17 protein-coding genes are annotated in these 15,490 nt (G+C 64.2%); 13 read left to right on the top strand and 4 right to left on the bottom strand.

The genetic code is table 11. From position 1 onward, the window contains the following. Positions 1–74: 74 nt before the first annotated feature. On the top strand, positions 75–575 hold the full coding sequence (locus tag XH89_RS34250) for a hypothetical protein (RefSeq protein WP_194464684.1): 501 nt from the start codon (positions 75–77) through the stop codon (positions 573–575). 48 nt (positions 576–623) lie between these two features. On the opposite strand, the gene XH89_RS34245 is transcribed toward XH89_RS34250, so the two are convergent. Next, positions 624–1,172, bottom strand: coding sequence for a TetR/AcrR family transcriptional regulator (locus XH89_RS34245; protein WP_194464683.1), 549 nt, complete (start codon positions 1,170–1,172; stop codon positions 624–626). A 100-nt stretch (positions 1,173–1,272) separates the two neighbouring features. On the opposite strand from XH89_RS34245, the gene XH89_RS34240 reads away from it, so the two are divergent. From XH89_RS34240 to XH89_RS34220, 5 genes are all read left to right on the top strand, one after another. Further along, positions 1,273–1,704: a thioesterase family protein gene (locus XH89_RS34240; protein ID WP_194464682.1), complete on the top strand. Its 432-nt coding sequence runs from the start codon at positions 1,273–1,275 to the stop codon at positions 1,702–1,704. A gap of 3 nt (positions 1,705–1,707) precedes the next feature. Then, complete coding sequence (locus tag XH89_RS34235) at positions 1,708–2,184, top strand: PaaI family thioesterase (protein ID WP_194464681.1); 477 nt, start codon at positions 1,708–1,710, stop codon at positions 2,182–2,184. A gap of 40 nt (positions 2,185–2,224) precedes the next feature. After that, positions 2,225–2,608 (top strand): CidA/LrgA family protein, encoded by a 384-nt coding sequence (locus XH89_RS34230; protein ID WP_194464680.1) that lies wholly within the window; start codon positions 2,225–2,227, stop codon positions 2,606–2,608. Continuing rightward, positions 2,605–3,327, top strand: coding sequence for an LrgB family protein (locus tag XH89_RS34225; RefSeq protein ID WP_194464679.1), 723 nt, complete (start codon positions 2,605–2,607; stop codon positions 3,325–3,327). Before XH89_RS34230 ends, XH89_RS34225 begins: the two co-directional genes overlap by 4 nt. Positions 3,328–3,414: 87 nt before the next feature. Then, on the top strand, positions 3,415–4,104 hold the full coding sequence (locus XH89_RS34220) for a DsbA family protein (RefSeq protein WP_194464678.1): 690 nt from the start codon (positions 3,415–3,417) through the stop codon (positions 4,102–4,104). An 84-nt stretch (positions 4,105–4,188) separates the two neighbouring features. Here the strand turns inward: XH89_RS34220 and XH89_RS34215 are convergent, their stop codons facing one another. The 3 genes from XH89_RS34215 to XH89_RS34205 form a co-directional block, all read right to left on the bottom strand. After that, positions 4,189–4,395, bottom strand: a complete 207-nt coding sequence (locus tag XH89_RS34215) for a hypothetical protein (protein WP_128968623.1) — start codon at positions 4,393–4,395, stop codon at positions 4,189–4,191. Between the two features lie 82 nt (positions 4,396–4,477). Next, a complete protein-coding gene (locus tag XH89_RS34210) occupies positions 4,478–5,548 on the bottom strand; it encodes a phospholipase (protein ID WP_194464677.1) in 1,071 nt (356 codons plus the stop codon). A gap of 40 nt (positions 5,549–5,588) precedes the next feature. Next, on the bottom strand, positions 5,589–6,578 hold the full coding sequence (locus XH89_RS34205; RefSeq protein ID WP_194464676.1) for a S1C family serine protease: 990 nt from the start codon (positions 6,576–6,578) through the stop codon (positions 5,589–5,591). Between the two features lie 296 nt (positions 6,579–6,874). Here XH89_RS34205 and XH89_RS34200 point away from each other — a divergent pair, with 296 nt between their 5' ends. From XH89_RS34200 to XH89_RS34170, 7 genes are all read left to right on the top strand, one after another. After that, positions 6,875–8,293 (top strand): M20 family metallopeptidase, encoded by a 1,419-nt coding sequence (locus XH89_RS34200; RefSeq protein WP_194464675.1) that lies wholly within the window; start codon positions 6,875–6,877, stop codon positions 8,291–8,293. Positions 8,294–8,554: 261 nt separating this feature from the next. Next, entirely contained in the window at positions 8,555–10,345 is a 1,791-nt protein-coding gene (locus XH89_RS34195; RefSeq protein ID WP_194464674.1) for a peptide ABC transporter substrate-binding protein, read from the top strand. Positions 10,346–10,367: 22 nt separating this feature from the next. Beyond that, a complete protein-coding gene (locus tag XH89_RS34190; protein WP_194464673.1) occupies positions 10,368–11,327 on the top strand; it encodes an ABC transporter permease in 960 nt (319 codons plus the stop codon). Further along, on the top strand, positions 11,293–12,210 hold the full coding sequence (locus XH89_RS34185) for an ABC transporter permease (RefSeq protein WP_194464672.1): 918 nt from the start codon (positions 11,293–11,295) through the stop codon (positions 12,208–12,210). The genes XH89_RS34190 and XH89_RS34185 overlap by 35 nt, the downstream gene beginning before the upstream one ends. Then, the gene (locus XH89_RS34180) at positions 12,210–13,205 is read left to right on the top strand and encodes an ABC transporter ATP-binding protein (protein ID WP_194464671.1); all 996 of its coding nucleotides are present in this window, start codon (positions 12,210–12,212) and stop codon (positions 13,203–13,205) included. Before XH89_RS34185 ends, XH89_RS34180 begins: the two co-directional genes overlap by 1 nt. Beyond that, on the top strand, positions 13,202–14,170 hold the full coding sequence (locus tag XH89_RS34175; protein WP_194464670.1) for an ABC transporter ATP-binding protein: 969 nt from the start codon (positions 13,202–13,204) through the stop codon (positions 14,168–14,170). The genes XH89_RS34180 and XH89_RS34175 overlap by 4 nt, the downstream gene beginning before the upstream one ends. A gap of 66 nt (positions 14,171–14,236) precedes the next feature. Continuing rightward, entirely contained in the window at positions 14,237–15,487 is a 1,251-nt protein-coding gene (locus XH89_RS34170; protein ID WP_246767693.1) for an MFS transporter, read from the top strand. The last annotated feature ends 3 nt before the right edge of the window (positions 15,488–15,490 follow it).

Below are 15,490 nucleotides of genomic sequence, written 5' to 3'. Positions count from 1 at the left end.
ATCGCTTCCTTGTCGGAAGTCCGCGACACGCTAGGATAGCAATCCTCGTTTTGCTTCCCTGAGGGAGACCAAGGATGACCATTCAAGCCAAATTGTTGTGTGCGATTGCGCTGTCGGGCGTTGCCGCGCTGGTGGCGAGCGCGCCGGCGCAGGCGCTGACCTCGCAGGAGTGCAGCGCGAAATACCAGGCCGCCAAGAAGGACGGCTCGCTCGGCACGATGAAATGGAATGACTTCCGCAAGGCTCAGTGCGGCGCCGACGCGACGCCCGCTGCTGCGCCGACTGCGGCTGCCCCGGCTGCGCCCCCACCGGCCCCTGCGCCGACCACGACGGCAAAGAAGGAGGCGGCCCCCGCCGCTGCTCCGGCGCCGAGCCTGCCGGCAGGCCCCGCGATCTTCCCGAACGCGGTCGATCCGAAATATGCCAAGGAGAGTGCCGGCAAGGCTCGCCTCCACACCTGCGTCGACCAGTACAATGCCAACAAGACCACCAACGGCAATGGCGGCCTGAAGTGGATCGAGAAGGGGGGCGGCTATTACAGCGAATGCAACAAGAAGCTGAAGGGCGCCGCCTGAGGCTTCAAGATGACGCCGAGGCCGGAGCCAAGCTCCGGCCTTCTTCTTTTAGTCCAACAGTTTCTCCGCCGATTTCGCCACGAGCTGCGAGCGCTTGCGCGGGCCGCGCTCGACGAACAACAGGCTCTGGCCGAAGATGAAGCAGTAGAACAGGAAGGCTTGCGCCTCCGCCTCCTCGGCCTCGAGGCCGGTCGCGCGATAAAGCTCGGCCACATGCTTGAGCCGCGCTGCATCGACGCTCGCCACAGCTGCCGCCGCGCTTTCGTCGGAACGCGCCCATTGCCGGATCGCAAGCTCGATCGCCATGCCTTCCGGATTGAGCCGCTCGGAATAGAGCTGGATCACCGCTCTCAGCCGTTCGCGGGGCGACTCGCCGTCGAGGCTGGTCTGCTGCGCGATCGACGCCGAACGGCCCTCACGCCAGTGCACCAGCATGGCCTCGAGCAGCGCAGCGCGATCGGCGAACCGGCGGTAGAAGCCGCCCTTCGTGACCCCCAGATTCTTGGCGAGCACTTCGACCCGTACGCCCTCGACGCCGGCGCGGGCGAGCTCCTTGAACCCCGCCTCGACCCAGACGTCGCCTCTGCCGTCATTCATGAAGGAAGCCTCACCGGTTCTTGATACGTTGCCGTATTGCTAACGCGCCTCCGGCTTGATACGCTACCGTATCAAGATCAAAACACGCGTGAGGGAAGGGATGGCGGAGCAGGAGGCGACCTATCGCGGCACGATCTACCCATGGCAATGCGATCACGTCGGTCACATGAACATCATGTGGTATGTGGGCAAATTCGATGAGGCCAACTGGAATCTGTTCGCCCGGCTCGGATTGACGCCGAGCTATCTGCGGTCCTCCGGCCGCGGCATGGCCGCGGTCCAGCAGAACATCACCTACAGGCGCGAGCTGCTCGCCGGCGATATCATTCAGGTCCGAAGTCATCTGCTCGAGCTGCGCGACAAGTCCATCCGTTTCAGGCACGACATGACGAATGCCGAAACCAACGAGGTCGCCGCGTTCTGCGAGATCACGGCCGTGCACATGGACCGAAGCCTGCGCAAGTCCGCGCCCTTCACCGATGCCATCCGCGAGATCGCGCTCAGATATCTTGTCGAACCGGTCGAGGCCTGAGCCATGGCTGCGTTCGAGCCGAAAAATCCGGGCTATCGTGCGGCGGCCATTGCCATGTTCGAGGGCCAGCCGGCGATGCGTACGCTCGGCGTCGTGATCGTCCGCCTGGCGCCGGGCGAGGTCGAGCTGGCCATGCTGCATTCGCCTGAACTCACGCAGCAGAACGGCTTTATTCACGCCGGCATCATCACCGCGGGGCTCGACAACGCCTGCGGCGTCGCCGCCTTTACGCTGATGCCGTCCGAGGCCGACATCCTCACGGTCGAATTCAAGACCACGCTGCTCGCGCCCGCCCGCGGCGAGCGTTTCGTCTTCAAGGCCGAAGTGGTCAAGCCCGGCCGTACGCTCACCTTCTGCGAGGCCAGGGCGTTTGCCGAGCACGGTGGCAAGACCACGCTGATCGCCACGATGACCGGAACGCTGATGGCCATGCTGCCTCGCGTTGCAGCTTCACACGAACCGCGCGCGGCCCGCGCCTAGCGGCAATTGACAAGCCCTGCGGCGCATCTCTTGATGCGTCATGCTTGCGAGTCTCAGCCTTATCCTGCTCTGCCAATTGGTCGGCGAGGCCGTGGTCCGCGGCCTCGGCCTGCCGCTGCCGGGACCCGTGCTCGGCCTGCTTCTGCTTCTGATCCTGCTGCTTGCCCGCGACCGTTTTGCGCTGCTCGCGCGTGGGCCGCTGCGCAACGATGGCGTGGAGACCGCAAGCAAGGGCCTGCTGGCTCATCTCTCGCTCTTGTTCGTCCCCGCCGGCGTCGGCGTCGTGCAAAAGCTCGATCTGCTGGCCACCCACGGCATCGCCATCGTCCTGGTCCTGGCGCTCTCGGTGGTTGTCACGCTGCTTGCGACCGTGCTGACCTTCCGCCTGGTCAGCCGCCTGCTGAAACAATCGGATGCCCGATGAAGGACAATCCGTTCTCGCTCTGGGTCTACCTCTCGCAATCGCCGCTGCTTTGGCTGACGGTGACGCTGCTGGTCTACGCGACCACGGATGCGGTGTCGCTGGCGACGCGCCGCCATCCCTTTGCCAATCCCGTGCTGCATGCGATGTGGATCATCGGGGCGTTCCTGCTCGTAACCGGCACCTCCTACACCACCTATTTCGCCGGCGCGCAGTTCGTGCACTTCCTGCTCGGGCCTGCCACGGTGGCACTCGCCGTGCCGCTCTACGAGAACCGCAAGCGCGTGGTCTCATCCATCGTGCCGATGCTGGTGGCGCTGGTTGCGGGCTCGGTGACGGCCGTGGTGTCGATCGTCTTGCTCGCAGAGCTCGCCGGCCTGCCGCGCGAGGTGGTGCTGTCGCTGGCGCCGAAATCGGTCACGGCCGGTGTTGCCATGGGCATCGCCGAATCGCTGCATGCGGATCCTTCGCTGGCCGCGGTCGCGGTTATCCTCACCGGCATCATGGGCGCGATCATTGTGACGCCGCTGATGAACCGCACCGGTATCACCGATTTCCGCGCCCGTGGTTTCGCCGCCGGCCTTGCCGCACATGGCATCGGCACGGCCCGCGCGTTCCAGGTCGACGAGATCGCGGGCGTCTTCTCCGGCATTGCCATGAGCCTGAACGCTTTGGTGACCTCGTTCCTGGTCCCCCTGGTCGTGACCCTGCTGGTGCGATGACATCGCCCCCGCGACACTCTATATGGGTCGTAACATTTCCCGGTCCTGAGCCGTAATGACCGCGATGGGACCGAAACGGGACGAGATATGACGGGATTCAAGAATAAGGGCTTTGGTAGAGGTCGTGGCCTAGGTCGTGGCCTTGGGCCGACGCGCCGTGCGGCGCTGACGTTGATCGGGGCGGGCGCCTTCGCGGCTGGCGGTATGAGGTTGGCGCGCGCAGCCGCCGATGACGACGAGGTGCTGACCGAGGCCAAGGTGCTGCGCGATCCTGATGTTCCCGTCGCCGGCAATCCAGATGGCAACATCAGCATCATCGAATGGTCTGACTACAATTGTCCCTATTGCCGCAAGCTCGAGCCGGAGCTGCGCCAGGTCGTCCAGGACGACGGCAAGGTCAGGCTGGTTCTGAAGGACTGGCCGATCCTCGGGCCGGTCTCCGTGACGGCGGCCCGGATTGCGCTCGCCGCAAAGTTCCAGGACAAGTACCATCAAGCCCATGACGCCATGATGGGCGTCAGCTCGCGCCTGACCGAGTCCCGCATCAATGAGCTGCTCGCATCCGTCGGCGTCGACATGGACCGTCTCAAGAAAGACCTCGCCGCGCGCGGCAAGGACATCGACGCGATCCTCAAGCGCAACAACGAACAGGCCGAAGCATTTGGCTTCAACGGCACGCCGTCTTTCATCGTCGGAAAATACCGCGTCCCCGGCGTGCTCAGCATGAACGAGTTCGAGCAGGTCATCGCCGACGCGCGCAAGGCCAAGATGAACTGAAGCGTCGGCGCGTTGATCGTAGCCAAGACAAAGGCGCCGCCGCGGACCCGCGACGGCGCCTTGTTCATGTCGGGTCGAATGGATCTACTTCGATGAGATCCGGACCCAATCCTTGTGCGCGCGGTCGCGCAACGCGTCCCAATCGGCCTTCGCGACATCCCAGTTCACGATGGTGCGATTGGTGATCGCGACCTCGCCATTGGCGACTGACGACGTCTGCATGGAATCATAGACATAGACGCCGCAAGCGAGCAGCAGCGCGCCCAAAATCATTCCGAAAAAAGTCTGCATGGCGAATCTCCGGTGACGGGCGGATAACGTCGGCCCGGAATGATGGTTCCGCGACAGTGCGGCGCGGTTAAGGACATATCGTTCATCCCGCGTTCAGCCATTGCAGCAGCTCCGCGTTGATCTCCCGCGGATAGGTGTGACTGAGATCGTCGATTTCGCGATAGGTGACCTCGGCGCCGGCAGCCGAAAGCGCAGCTTGCGTCTGTCGCGCCGTCTGCACCGGAAACATCCAGTCGAGCTTGCCGTGGGTGATGAAAACAGGCAGGCTCTGAAGCCGCGTGGCGTCGGCCATCTCCGCCATCAGCGGATGAAAGGTCGCCGAGACCGGCGCGAGGTGTGTGAAGGGCGAGGCACCGTCGAGCCCGCTGACATAGCAGAAGGTGCCGCCATCGCTCATGCCTGATAGCAGCATGCGTGAAGAATCGACCGACCAGCGGCCGCGCACTGTTTCCAGGATTTTCATCAGGTTCGGCGTATCGGTGTCGTCGCCCATCAGCGCCCAGGTTTGCCCGGTAGCGGTCGGCGCAACCAGGATCGCGCCAAGACTGCGCGCATCGCGCAGCCAGCTCCACAGAAAACCGCGGCCATTGCCGCTGCCACCATGCAGCGCCATCACCAGGGGCCAGCTGCGGCCGGGCGTATAATATTCGGGCACATAGACCGAGAAGCCGCCGCGGCTGCCGGGCTCGTTATGATCGTGGAAGATGCCGGTGTGCTCGCCCGCGCCGACCTCAAGTCGCGACAGCAATTCCTCATTCTCGCGATTGGCGGCGTTGAGGAAGAAGTTGCTCACCGGCGGAAACTGCGCCGACAGCGGATAAAGCGCCTCCAGCGCGCGCGGGAGATGGCGCAGCGCGCGGAAGACTGCGACGAGATCGCCGTTGCCACGCTCGACGTCGCGAATGCCGGCAAAGGCTGAAAGCGTCTCGTTGCAGGCGAGGTCGAGCCGCTCGCGAAGTCCGGCAAATTGCTCCGGCCATCCTCCAATCGCCGCGTGCGCCGCTTGCAGCACTTCATCCGGCGTGCCGATCGCGTTCATCACCGAACCGAAGGCCGGCGGATGCAAGTGCCGGGCGAAGTAGCCGAGCGCTTCCAGCGCATTGAGCAGCGGCGGCAGCACGGCCACGATGTCGTCGACGACGGCCTCGGTCATTGCAGCTTCCTTGAGATTGGCGGCAGTGCAGCTTCTCGCGTCAGTGCAGCTTCGGCGCCTTCAAAAGCTTGAAGCGGTCGGTCGACGTCACCGTGACGTCGAAGGTAACGCCTTCATGATGCCCGGTGCCCTGATGATGCACGGTGAGAGGCACGTCGACGCCGGCAGCGCCGAGCGCCCACATCTTCTTGTAGAAGGCCGTCTGGCTCGTGACCTTCTCGCCGTCCACGGCGAGGATGACGTCACCGGTCTTGAGTTCAGCGCGAGCAGCAGGACCGTTGGCAGAAATCCCGATCACCACCACCCGGTTGTCGATCTCGGTCGAATAGAGACCGAGCCACGGCCGCGCCGGCTTGTTGACGCGGCCGAACTTGCGGAGATCGTCGAGGATCGGCTTCAGCAAGTCGATCGGCACGATCATGTTGACATGCTCGGCATTGCCGTCGCGTTCACGCTCGAGCTGGAGCGAACCGATGCCGATCAATTCGCCGCGCTCGTTGATCAGCCCCGTGCCGCCCCAGTTCGGATGGGCCGGGTAGGTGAACAGGGCCTCGTCAAGCAGATACTCCCAATAGCCGGCGAACTCCTGCTTGGCGACGATCTGGCTTGCGACCGACCGTGTGCGGCCGCCGGCGCCGCCGACCACGACGCGGTCGCCGATCCTGACATCCGCCGACGAGCCAAGCGGCAGCGGCTCGATATCGAGCTGGCCGAGCGCCTGCACCAGGCCGAAGCCGGTGACGGCGTCGAAACCGAGCGCATGTCCTTCGACGACGCGTCCGTCGCCAAGGTGAAGCCAGACGGATTCCGCCTCGGTGATCAGATAGCCGATGGTAAGTACCAGCCCGTCGTCAATCACGACGCCGTTGCCGGCGCGCTCGGTGCCGAGCGTTTCCGCGCTGAAGGCGTCCGGCGGGATGATGGCATGCAGGCCGACGACGCAGGCGAGCGCACGGTCGAGGTCGAAGCCGTAGTCGCTCGCACGCGGCTGATTGGCCGGCGGCACTCTCCATTCGGTCAACGCGGGCATGGAGGTCTCCTGATCTGCGAACGCGGCGTCTTCGCCGCGAAAAAGCGTGCGAAGCACCGGTAATTTAAGCCGAGGGCGGTCGTCTTGAAAGACTTGACCTTAATGATTCCGCACGCAGTTGGGCCAATTCACCGATCGCGCCAGGAACTGCCGGTGCTTATTGCCGTGGCAGAGCGCTGAACCGGAGCCCGGTCGCGCCGGTCGCATGGCTGATGTCCGGCGAGCCGCTGGTCGTTCGCCGGTGAAGCTGCTAACGATTGCCGCTTCGTTTGACCAAGAGATCACGGACCGAAGCAATGGATAACCGCAGCGACATCTGGCGTGGCATCGACACGATCAAGGGACGTTTCATCGACCTGAGCGACAAGGTCTGGGGCATGCCTGAAGTCTGCTACACCGAGGCGCGCTCCTCAGCCGAGCATCTCGCCGAATTGCGCCACCAGGGTTTCCGCATCACCGAGAAGGTGGCGGGCATTCCGACCGCTGTGATGGGCGAATGGGGCGAGGGCGGTCCGGTGATCGCCTTCATGGGCGAATATGACGCGCTGCCGGGCCTCAGTCAGGAAGCAGGCGTTGCCGAGCACCGTCCGATCGAGAGCGGCGGACACGGCCATGGCTGCGGTCACAATCTGCTGGGTTCCGCGGCGCTGCTGGCCGCCACTGCCGTCAAGGACTGGCTCGCCGAGAACAAGGTGCCCGGTCGCGTGCGCTATTACGGCTGCCCGGCGGAAGAGGGCGGCGCCGCCAAGGCCTTCATGGTGCGCTCCGGCGCGTTCGAGGACGCCGATATCGCCATCACCTGGCATCCGCACAGTTTCTGGGAAGTCGCAGTGACGCCGTCGCTCGCCAACACCCGTGCCGACTTCATCTTCACCGGCCGCACGTCGCATGCGGCGGCTTCGCCCCATCTCGGCCGTTCGGCGCTCGACGCGGTCGAGCTGATGAATGTCGGCGTGAACTACATGCGCGAGCACATGCCGAGCGATGCGCGCGTGCATTACGCGCTGCTCGACACCGGTGGCATAGCGCCCAACGTGGTGCAGGCCCATGCCCGTGTGCGCTATTCCATCCGCGCCCGTGATCTCCCTGGCATGAACGAGCTGGTCGGGCGTGTCAGCAAGATCGCGGAGGGCGCGGCGTTGATGACCGAGACCAAGGTCGAGATGAAGATCATCTCCGCGGTCTCCAACATCCTGCCGAACACGCCGCTGGAGCAGGCGCTGCACCGGGTGATGGAAGATCTCGGACCGCCGCATTTCGACGACGCAGACAAGGGCTTTGCCAGCCAGATCCGCGCGACGCTGACCGACAAGGACATCGCGTCGGTCTACTACGCGATCGGCATGGAGCCGACCGATCGGCCGTTGGCCGACTTTCTGGTGCCTCTGGACGCCAAGCGCAACCCGCTGGTCGGCTCGACCGACGTGGGCGATGTGAGCTGGGTGGTGCCGACCGTGCAGGTTCACGCACCAACGGTTGCAATCGGCACGCCATTCCACACCTGGCAGGTTGTAGCGCAGGGCAAGAGCCCGCATGCCCACAAGGCGATGGTGCAGGCAGCCAAGGCCATGGCCGGCCTTGGCATCAAGGCGCTGACAGATCCGGGGCTGATCAAGGCGGCGAAGGCCGATCTGACGAAGCGGACGACCAAGACACCTTATGTCTGCCCGCTGCCGGACCACGTTGCGCCGCCGCTCAACATGTCCGTGGCCTAGAAATCCATCTCGATACTTCGTCTGATCTGAAGAACAAATTTTCCGCAGTGCAATGTGGTTTCCAGCGGATTTTGGCGCTGGATTGCCGAACCGTTGGGCTGCGGAACGAAGTTTTGCTCAACAGACAGCCAGAAGACCGTTTGCACACACACGGTCGCAGTTGACGCGCGGCCTATTCGGTGTGCCATCTACGGCCAGTCAAAACTCGGCGGCCGTTCCGCGGCCGTCCGCATGCATATGGGAACCAGACGGGGGACAACCATGCTGGACAAAGAACTGCGTTCGATGATCGGTAAGGTGAAGGACGGGCGGATGGATCGCCGCGCCTTCATCCAGCGCCTCGCCGCCATCGGCCTCACCGCTCCCTTGGCCAACCAGATTCTCGCCATCGGCGGCGTCGCCATGGCCCAGAGCCCGGCCCCCTATCCGCCGACCAAGCGCGGCGGCGGCGGCCCGCTCAAGCTGTTGTGGTGGCAGGGGCCCACCCTGCTCAATCCGCATTTTGCGACCGGCACCAAGGATCAGGACGGCTCGCGCCTGTTCTATGAGCCGCTCGCCAGCTGGGATGTCGATGGCCACCTCAATCCAATCCTCGCCGCCGAGATCCCGTCGATCAAGAATGGCGGCCTTACCGCAGACGGCAAGTCGGTGACCTGGAAGATCAAGCCCGGTGTCAAATGGCACGACGGCAAGCCCCTGACGGCCGACGATTTCGTGTTCACCTGGGAATATGTCAGCGATCCTGCCACGGCCGCCGTCTCCATCAGCACCTATGCCGACATGACGGTCGAAAAGGTGGATGACCTGACCATCCGTATCCTGTTCAAGAATCCAACGCCGTTCTGGGCCAATGCCTTCGTCGGCGCTTACGGCTGCGTCATCCCGAAACATCTGTTTGCCGAATACAAGGGATCGAAATCCCGCGAGGCGCCGACCAACCTGGCTCCTGTCGGTTCGGGCCCCTACAAATTCGTCGAGTTCAAGCCGGGCGACCTGGTCCGCGGCCAGCTCAATCCCGACTATCACATGCCCAACAGGCCCTATTTCGACACGATCGACATGAAGGGCGGCGGCGATGCCGTCTCCGCGGCGCGAGCCGTGATCCAGACTGGAGAGTTCGATTTCGCCTGGAACATGCAGGTCGAGGACGAAGTGCTGCTGCGTCTCGAGAAGGGTGGCAAGGGCAAGACCACCTATGCCGTGGGCGGCGATATCGAGTTCATTGCGATCAACTTCACCGATCCGAACACCGAGGTCGATGGTGAACGGTCCTCGATGAAGACCAAGCACCCGATCCTGTCGGACCCGACGGTGCGTCAGGCGCTCGCGTTGCTCGTCGACCGCGACTCCGTGAAGAAGGCGATTTACGGCCGCGCCGGTCGCACCACGGCGAACTACCTCAATGGTCCCGACGACTTCGTGTCCAAGAACACCAAATGGGAGTTCAGCGTCGAGAAGGCGATCGCGCTGCTCGAGAAGGCCGGATGGAAGGCCGGCGCCGACGGCATTCGCGAGAAGGACGGCAAGAAGCTGAAGTTCGTCTACCAGACCTCGACCAACGGTCCGCGCCAGAAGACTCAGGCCATCGTCAAGCAGGCCTGCCAGAAGGCGGGCATTGACGTCGAGCTCAAATCGGTCGTCGCCTCGGTGTTCTTCTCCTCCGATGTCGCCAATCCCGACACCTATTCGAAGTTCTACACCGACATCGAGGAGTTCCAGATTCCGATGACGCAGCCGGATCCGGCCCTGCACATGAGGCGGTATGTCTCCGCCAACGTGGCCACCAAGGAGAACAAGTGGCAGGGCCCGAATTTCCCGCGTTACGTCAATAAGGACTATGACGACGCGATTACAGCGGCCGAGACCGAGATCGACCCGGTCAAGCGCGCCGCGCTCTACATCAAGTGCAACGACATGCTGTGGCAGGACACCGTGTTCATCCCGGTGATGCACCGCCTGACGGTGGATGCCTGCACCAATACGCTGCAGCCGGTCATCTCCGGCTGGGCCAACCGGACCGACAACATCCAGGACTGGTACCGGGAGGGGTGATCGCAGGCCGGGATCCTCCGACATGAGCCAGTATGTCCTGCGCCGCCTTCTGATTGCCGTTCCGAGCCTGCTGGCGATTTCGCTGGTCCTTTTCGTCGTCCTGGCGCTTGCGCCAGGCGATCCCTTCAGCGAACTCGCGACCAATCCGAACGTGCCGCCCGAAGTGCAAGCCGCACTTCGGGCCAAGTTCGGCCTCGACGATCCGATCTACCTTCGCTACCTGCACTGGCTCAACGCCATGCTGCACGGTGACTGGGGCTTCTCCTTCGTCAGCCGGATGAACGTGGACACCCTGATCCTGCAGCGCCTGCCGGCCACGCTCTACGTGATCGGTTCGGCGCAGATCCTGGCGTTGCTGATCGCGATTCCCGTCGGCGTCTATGCGGCCACAAAGCCCTATTCGCTGTTCGACCAGATCGCGAACACGCTCGCCTTCGTCGGCTTCTCGCTGCCGACCTTCTTCACCGGCATCCTGTTCATCCTGATCTTCTCGGTCACGCTGGACTGGCTGCCTTTCGTCTACTCCACCGACATCAAGGCGACCGGCATCCACTGGGTGCTCGAAATGATCCGGCAGGCGATCATGCCGGTGGCCGTGCTCGGCCTGTTCCAGGCGGCGTCGATGACGCGCTTCGTGCGCTCGGCGATGCTCGACGTCATCAGGCTCGACTACGTCACCACGGCGCGCGCCAAGGGCCTCGGCCAGGCCAAGGTCATCGTCAAGCACGTGATGCGCAATGCCATGATCCCCGTCGTCACGCTGATCGCGTTGCAGATGCCGGTCGTGTTCGGCGGTGCCATCGTCACCGAGCAGATCTTCCGCATTCCCGGCATCGGCTCGCTCCTGATCTCCTCCATCCTCTCCAACGACACGCCGGTGGTGATGGCCGTCACCTTCGTCTTCGCGTGCCTCGTGGTGCTGTTCAATCTTATCGCGGACGTGCTTTATGGCTGGCTTGACCCTCGCATCTCCCTCCGTTGAGCGGGGCGTCTACTCGCCCTGGCGCGAGACGTGGCGGCGCTACAGCCGTCACCGGCTCGCTGTCGTCAGCGCCGTGCTGCTGCTCGTTCTGATCCTGGCGGTCGTGGTCGGCCCCTTCATCTGGCGCGTCAAGATCAACGACATCGACATCGTCGCGGGCCTTCAGGGGCCGTCGCTGACCCATCCCTTCGGCACCGACGATCTCGGCCAGGACATCCTGGCACGCATGATCTATGGCGGGCGTATCTCGCTCGCGGTCGGGCTCGCCGCGATGCTGGTGTCGGTATTCATCGGCACGCTGATCGGCGCGCTCGCCGGCATGTCGCGCGGCGCGCTCGGGCATGGATTGATGTGGCTCACCGACCTTTTTCTGTCGCTGCCGCAATTGCCGCTGCTGCTGCTGCTGATTTATCTGTTCCGGGACGGGCTGAAGCAGGTGTTCGGCCCCGAAGGCGGCATTTTCATCCTGATCGTGCTCGTGATCGGCGGCCTGCGCTGGATGCCGGTGGCGCGCCTCGTCCGCGCGCAGTTCCTGTCGATCCGCGAGAAGGAGTTCGTCGAGGCCGCCCGTGCGCTCGGTGCCAGTCCGGTGCGGCAGGTGGTGAAGCACATCCTGCCAAATGCGCTCGGTCCGGTGATCATCGCCGGCACCATCGACGTTGCGGCCGCGATCATCGCGGAATCGACGCTGTCCTTCCTCGGCCTCGGTTTCCCCCCTGATACCCCGACATGGGGTCGGTTGCTGTTCGACGCCAAGGACTTTCTCGACATCGGCCCGCACTGGGCCCTGTTTCCGGGCGGCGCGATCTTCATCGCGGTGGTCGCCATCAACTTCATCGGCGACGGTCTGCGTGACGCGCTCGATGCGCGACGGGTGATCTGATGGCGCCGCTGCTCGAGATCAAGGGGCTGAAAACCCACTTCTCCACCGACGACGGCATTTTGCAGGCCGTGGACGGCGTCGATATTTCGATCAATCGGGGCGAGACGCTCTGCGTCGTCGGCGAGTCCGGCTGCGGCAAGACCGTCACCGCGATGTCGATCCTGAAGCTGATCGCGATGCCGCCGGGCCGCATCGCGGCGGGCGAGATCATCTTCGAGGGCCGCGATCTGGTGCCGCTGACGAGCAACCAGCTCGATGATATCCGCGCCAAGGAGATCGGCTTCATCTTCCAGGAGCCGATGACTTCGCTCAACCCTGTGCTCACGGTCGGCGAGCAGATCGCCGAGAGCCTGCGCCGGCACGAGGCCGTAACCAAGAAGCAGGCGCTCGATCGCACCATCGAGATGCTGAGACTGGTCCAGATCCCGAACGCCGAAGGCCGTGTCCATAACTATCCGCACCAGTTCTCCGGCGGCATGCGCCAGCGCGTGATGATCGCGATGGCGCTCGCCTGCAAGCCCAAGCTGATCATCGCCGACGAGCCGACCACCGCGCTCGACGTCACCATCCAGGCGCAGATCCTCGACCTGCTCCAGGACATGAAGGAGCGCTTCGGCATGGCGGTGATGCTGATCACCCATGCCATGGGCGTCGTCGCCGAAACGGCACAGCGTGTCGTCGTGATGTATGCCGGCAAGGTAGTGGAGGAGGCTGGCGTCGACGCTCTTTTCTCCGATCCGCGCCATCCCTATACGCAAGGTTTGATCCGTTCGATTCCGCGCATCGATCTCGACAGTGAGCACAAGACGCGGCTCGAGGCGATCGGCGGCTCGGTGCCGATCCTGATCAATCCGCCGGTTGGCTGCCGCTTCGCGCCGCGCTGCAAGTTCGCCATGGATATCTGCATCGCGAAGGAGCCGCTGCTGCGCGAGATCGCGCCCGGTCATCGCATGGCTTGCCACCTTGGCGATACCAGTCTGGGAGCCGCATCATGAGCGAGCCCTTGCTCCGCGTCAGCGGCCTGAAGAAATATTTCCCCGTGCTGGGCGGCCTGTTGTCGCGTCAGGTCGCCACCGTCTATGCGGTCGACGGCGTGTCGTTCTCGGTCGATCGCGGCGAGACGCTCGGTCTCGTCGGCGAATCCGGCTGCGGCAAGTCGACGACGGGGCGCTGCGTGCTGCGCCTGATCGAGCCGACCGACGGCGAAGTCACCTTTGACGGCCAGGATGTGCGGCAGCTCGGCGGCAACGATCTGCGCGCGATGCGGCGGAACATGCAGCTCGTATTCCAGGACCCGTTCGCCTCGCTCAATCCGCGCATGACGGTCGGCTCCATCCTCGGCGAAGCCTTCACCATCCACAATCTCGCATCCAATGCCAGGGAGCGCGAGGATCGCGTCGCGGGCCTCTTGGTCAAGGTCGGCCTCAAGGCCGAGCACATGCGCCGCTACCCGCACGAATTCTCCGGCGGCCAGCGTCAGCGCATCGTGATCGCGCGGGCGCTTGCGGTCGAGCCGAAGCTGATCGTTTGCGACGAGCCGGTATCGGCGCTCGACGTCTCGATCCAGGCGCAGGTCATCAACCTCCTGGAAGACCTCCAGGCCGAGCTGAACCTCACTTATCTCTTCGTGGCGCACGACCTCTCGGTGGTCGAGCACATCTCGGATCGCGTTGCGGTGATGTATCTCGGCCGCATCGTCGAGCTGGCGAAGGCGAGCGACCTCTATCGCAATCCGCAGCACCCCTACACCAAGGCGTTGCTGTCCGCCGTGCCGGTTCCTGATCCCAAGCTCAAGCGCAACCGCATCCGCCTCAAGGGCGACGTGCCGAGCCCGATGAAGCCGCCATCAGGCTGCCACTTCCACACACGTTGCCCGATCGCGCAGCCCCGCTGCGCCGAAGCAGCGCCGGAGCTGAAGGAAGGCGCGGGCGGGCATTTCGTGGCGTGCCATCTGGCCTGAAGTTGCGCGGTGCATAGGTTCATGCTGGCCCTGATCGCAAAGGGCCGGGTGGCGTAGGGGGAACGTGTGAGCCAGGTACAGGACGTAACTCTCGGCGCGATCGATGCGGCCGGTGCGACAGATCGCGACGCGGCAGCACGACGGGCGTTGTGGGGATCGGCGCTCGGCTACGCCATGGATGGGTTCGACCTTCTCATCCTCGGCTTCATGCTGGCGGCGATTTCGAAGGACCTTCATCTCACCCAGCCGCAAGCGGCCTCGCTGGTCACGGGGACCCTGGTCGGCGCGGTGGTCGGCGGTCTTGTCTTCGGCATGCTGTCGGACCGGCTTGGCCGCGTGCGAGTTCTGACCTGGAGCATCGTCCTGTTCGCGATATTCACCGGCCTGTGCGCGCTGGCCCAGGGCTATTGGGACCTGCTGGCCTACCGGGCCATCGCCGGCATCGGTCTCGGTGGCGAATTCGGCATCGGCATGGCGCTGGTGGCGGAGGCCTGGCCTGCTGCTAAGCGTGCGCGGGCAACGTCCTATGTCGGGCTGGGCTGGCAGTTCGGCGTGCTCACGGCGGCGCTGGTGACGCCGATCCTGCTGCCGATCATCGGCTGGCGCGGGATGTTTGCGCTCGGCGTATTTCCGGCTGTGATCGCCTATGTGATCCGGCGCAAGCTGCACGAGCCTGATGTCTTCGTCGCGCACAAGGCGAAGGCGGCGGATGCCGGCTCGTCGCTTCGTGCGCTCGTGGCCGATGCGGAGACGACCCGGACCGGCATCGGCATGATCATTCTCTGCTCGGTACAGAATTTCGGCTATTACGGCATCATGATCTGGCTGCCGAACTATCTCTCGACGCGGTTCGGCTACGGCCTGACGCAATCGGCGCTGTGGACGTCAGTCACCATCGCCGGCATGGCGCTCGGCATCTTCCTGTTCGGCCATGCGGCCGACCGTGTCGGCCGCCGTGCTGCGTTCCTGACCTACATGCTCGGCGCGGCCATCATGGTGGTGGTCTATTCGCAGCTCACGACCGCCGGTGCGCTGCTGATCGGCGGAGCCGTGATGGGCTTCTTCGTCAACGGCATGCTCGGCGGCTACGGCGCGCTGATGAGCGAGCTCTATCCCACCGCTGCGCGCGCCACCGCGCAGAACGTGTTCTTCAATATCGGGCGGGCGGTAGCCGGCTTCGGCCCGCTGGTCGTCGGCATCGTCAGCGCCGCCTACGGCTTTCCAACCGCGATCGCAGGTCTTGCGCTGCTCTACCTCATCGACATCGTGGCGTTGCTCGTGCTGATCCCGGAGCGGCGCGGCGTCGATCTGGTCTGACCC

Origin of the sequence: Bradyrhizobium sp. CCBAU 53340 (assembly GCF_015291645.1) — a bacterium.
Classification (GTDB): Bacteria; Pseudomonadota; Alphaproteobacteria; order Rhizobiales; family Xanthobacteraceae; genus Bradyrhizobium.
This window is presented reverse-complemented; position numbering and strand designations above follow the sequence as displayed.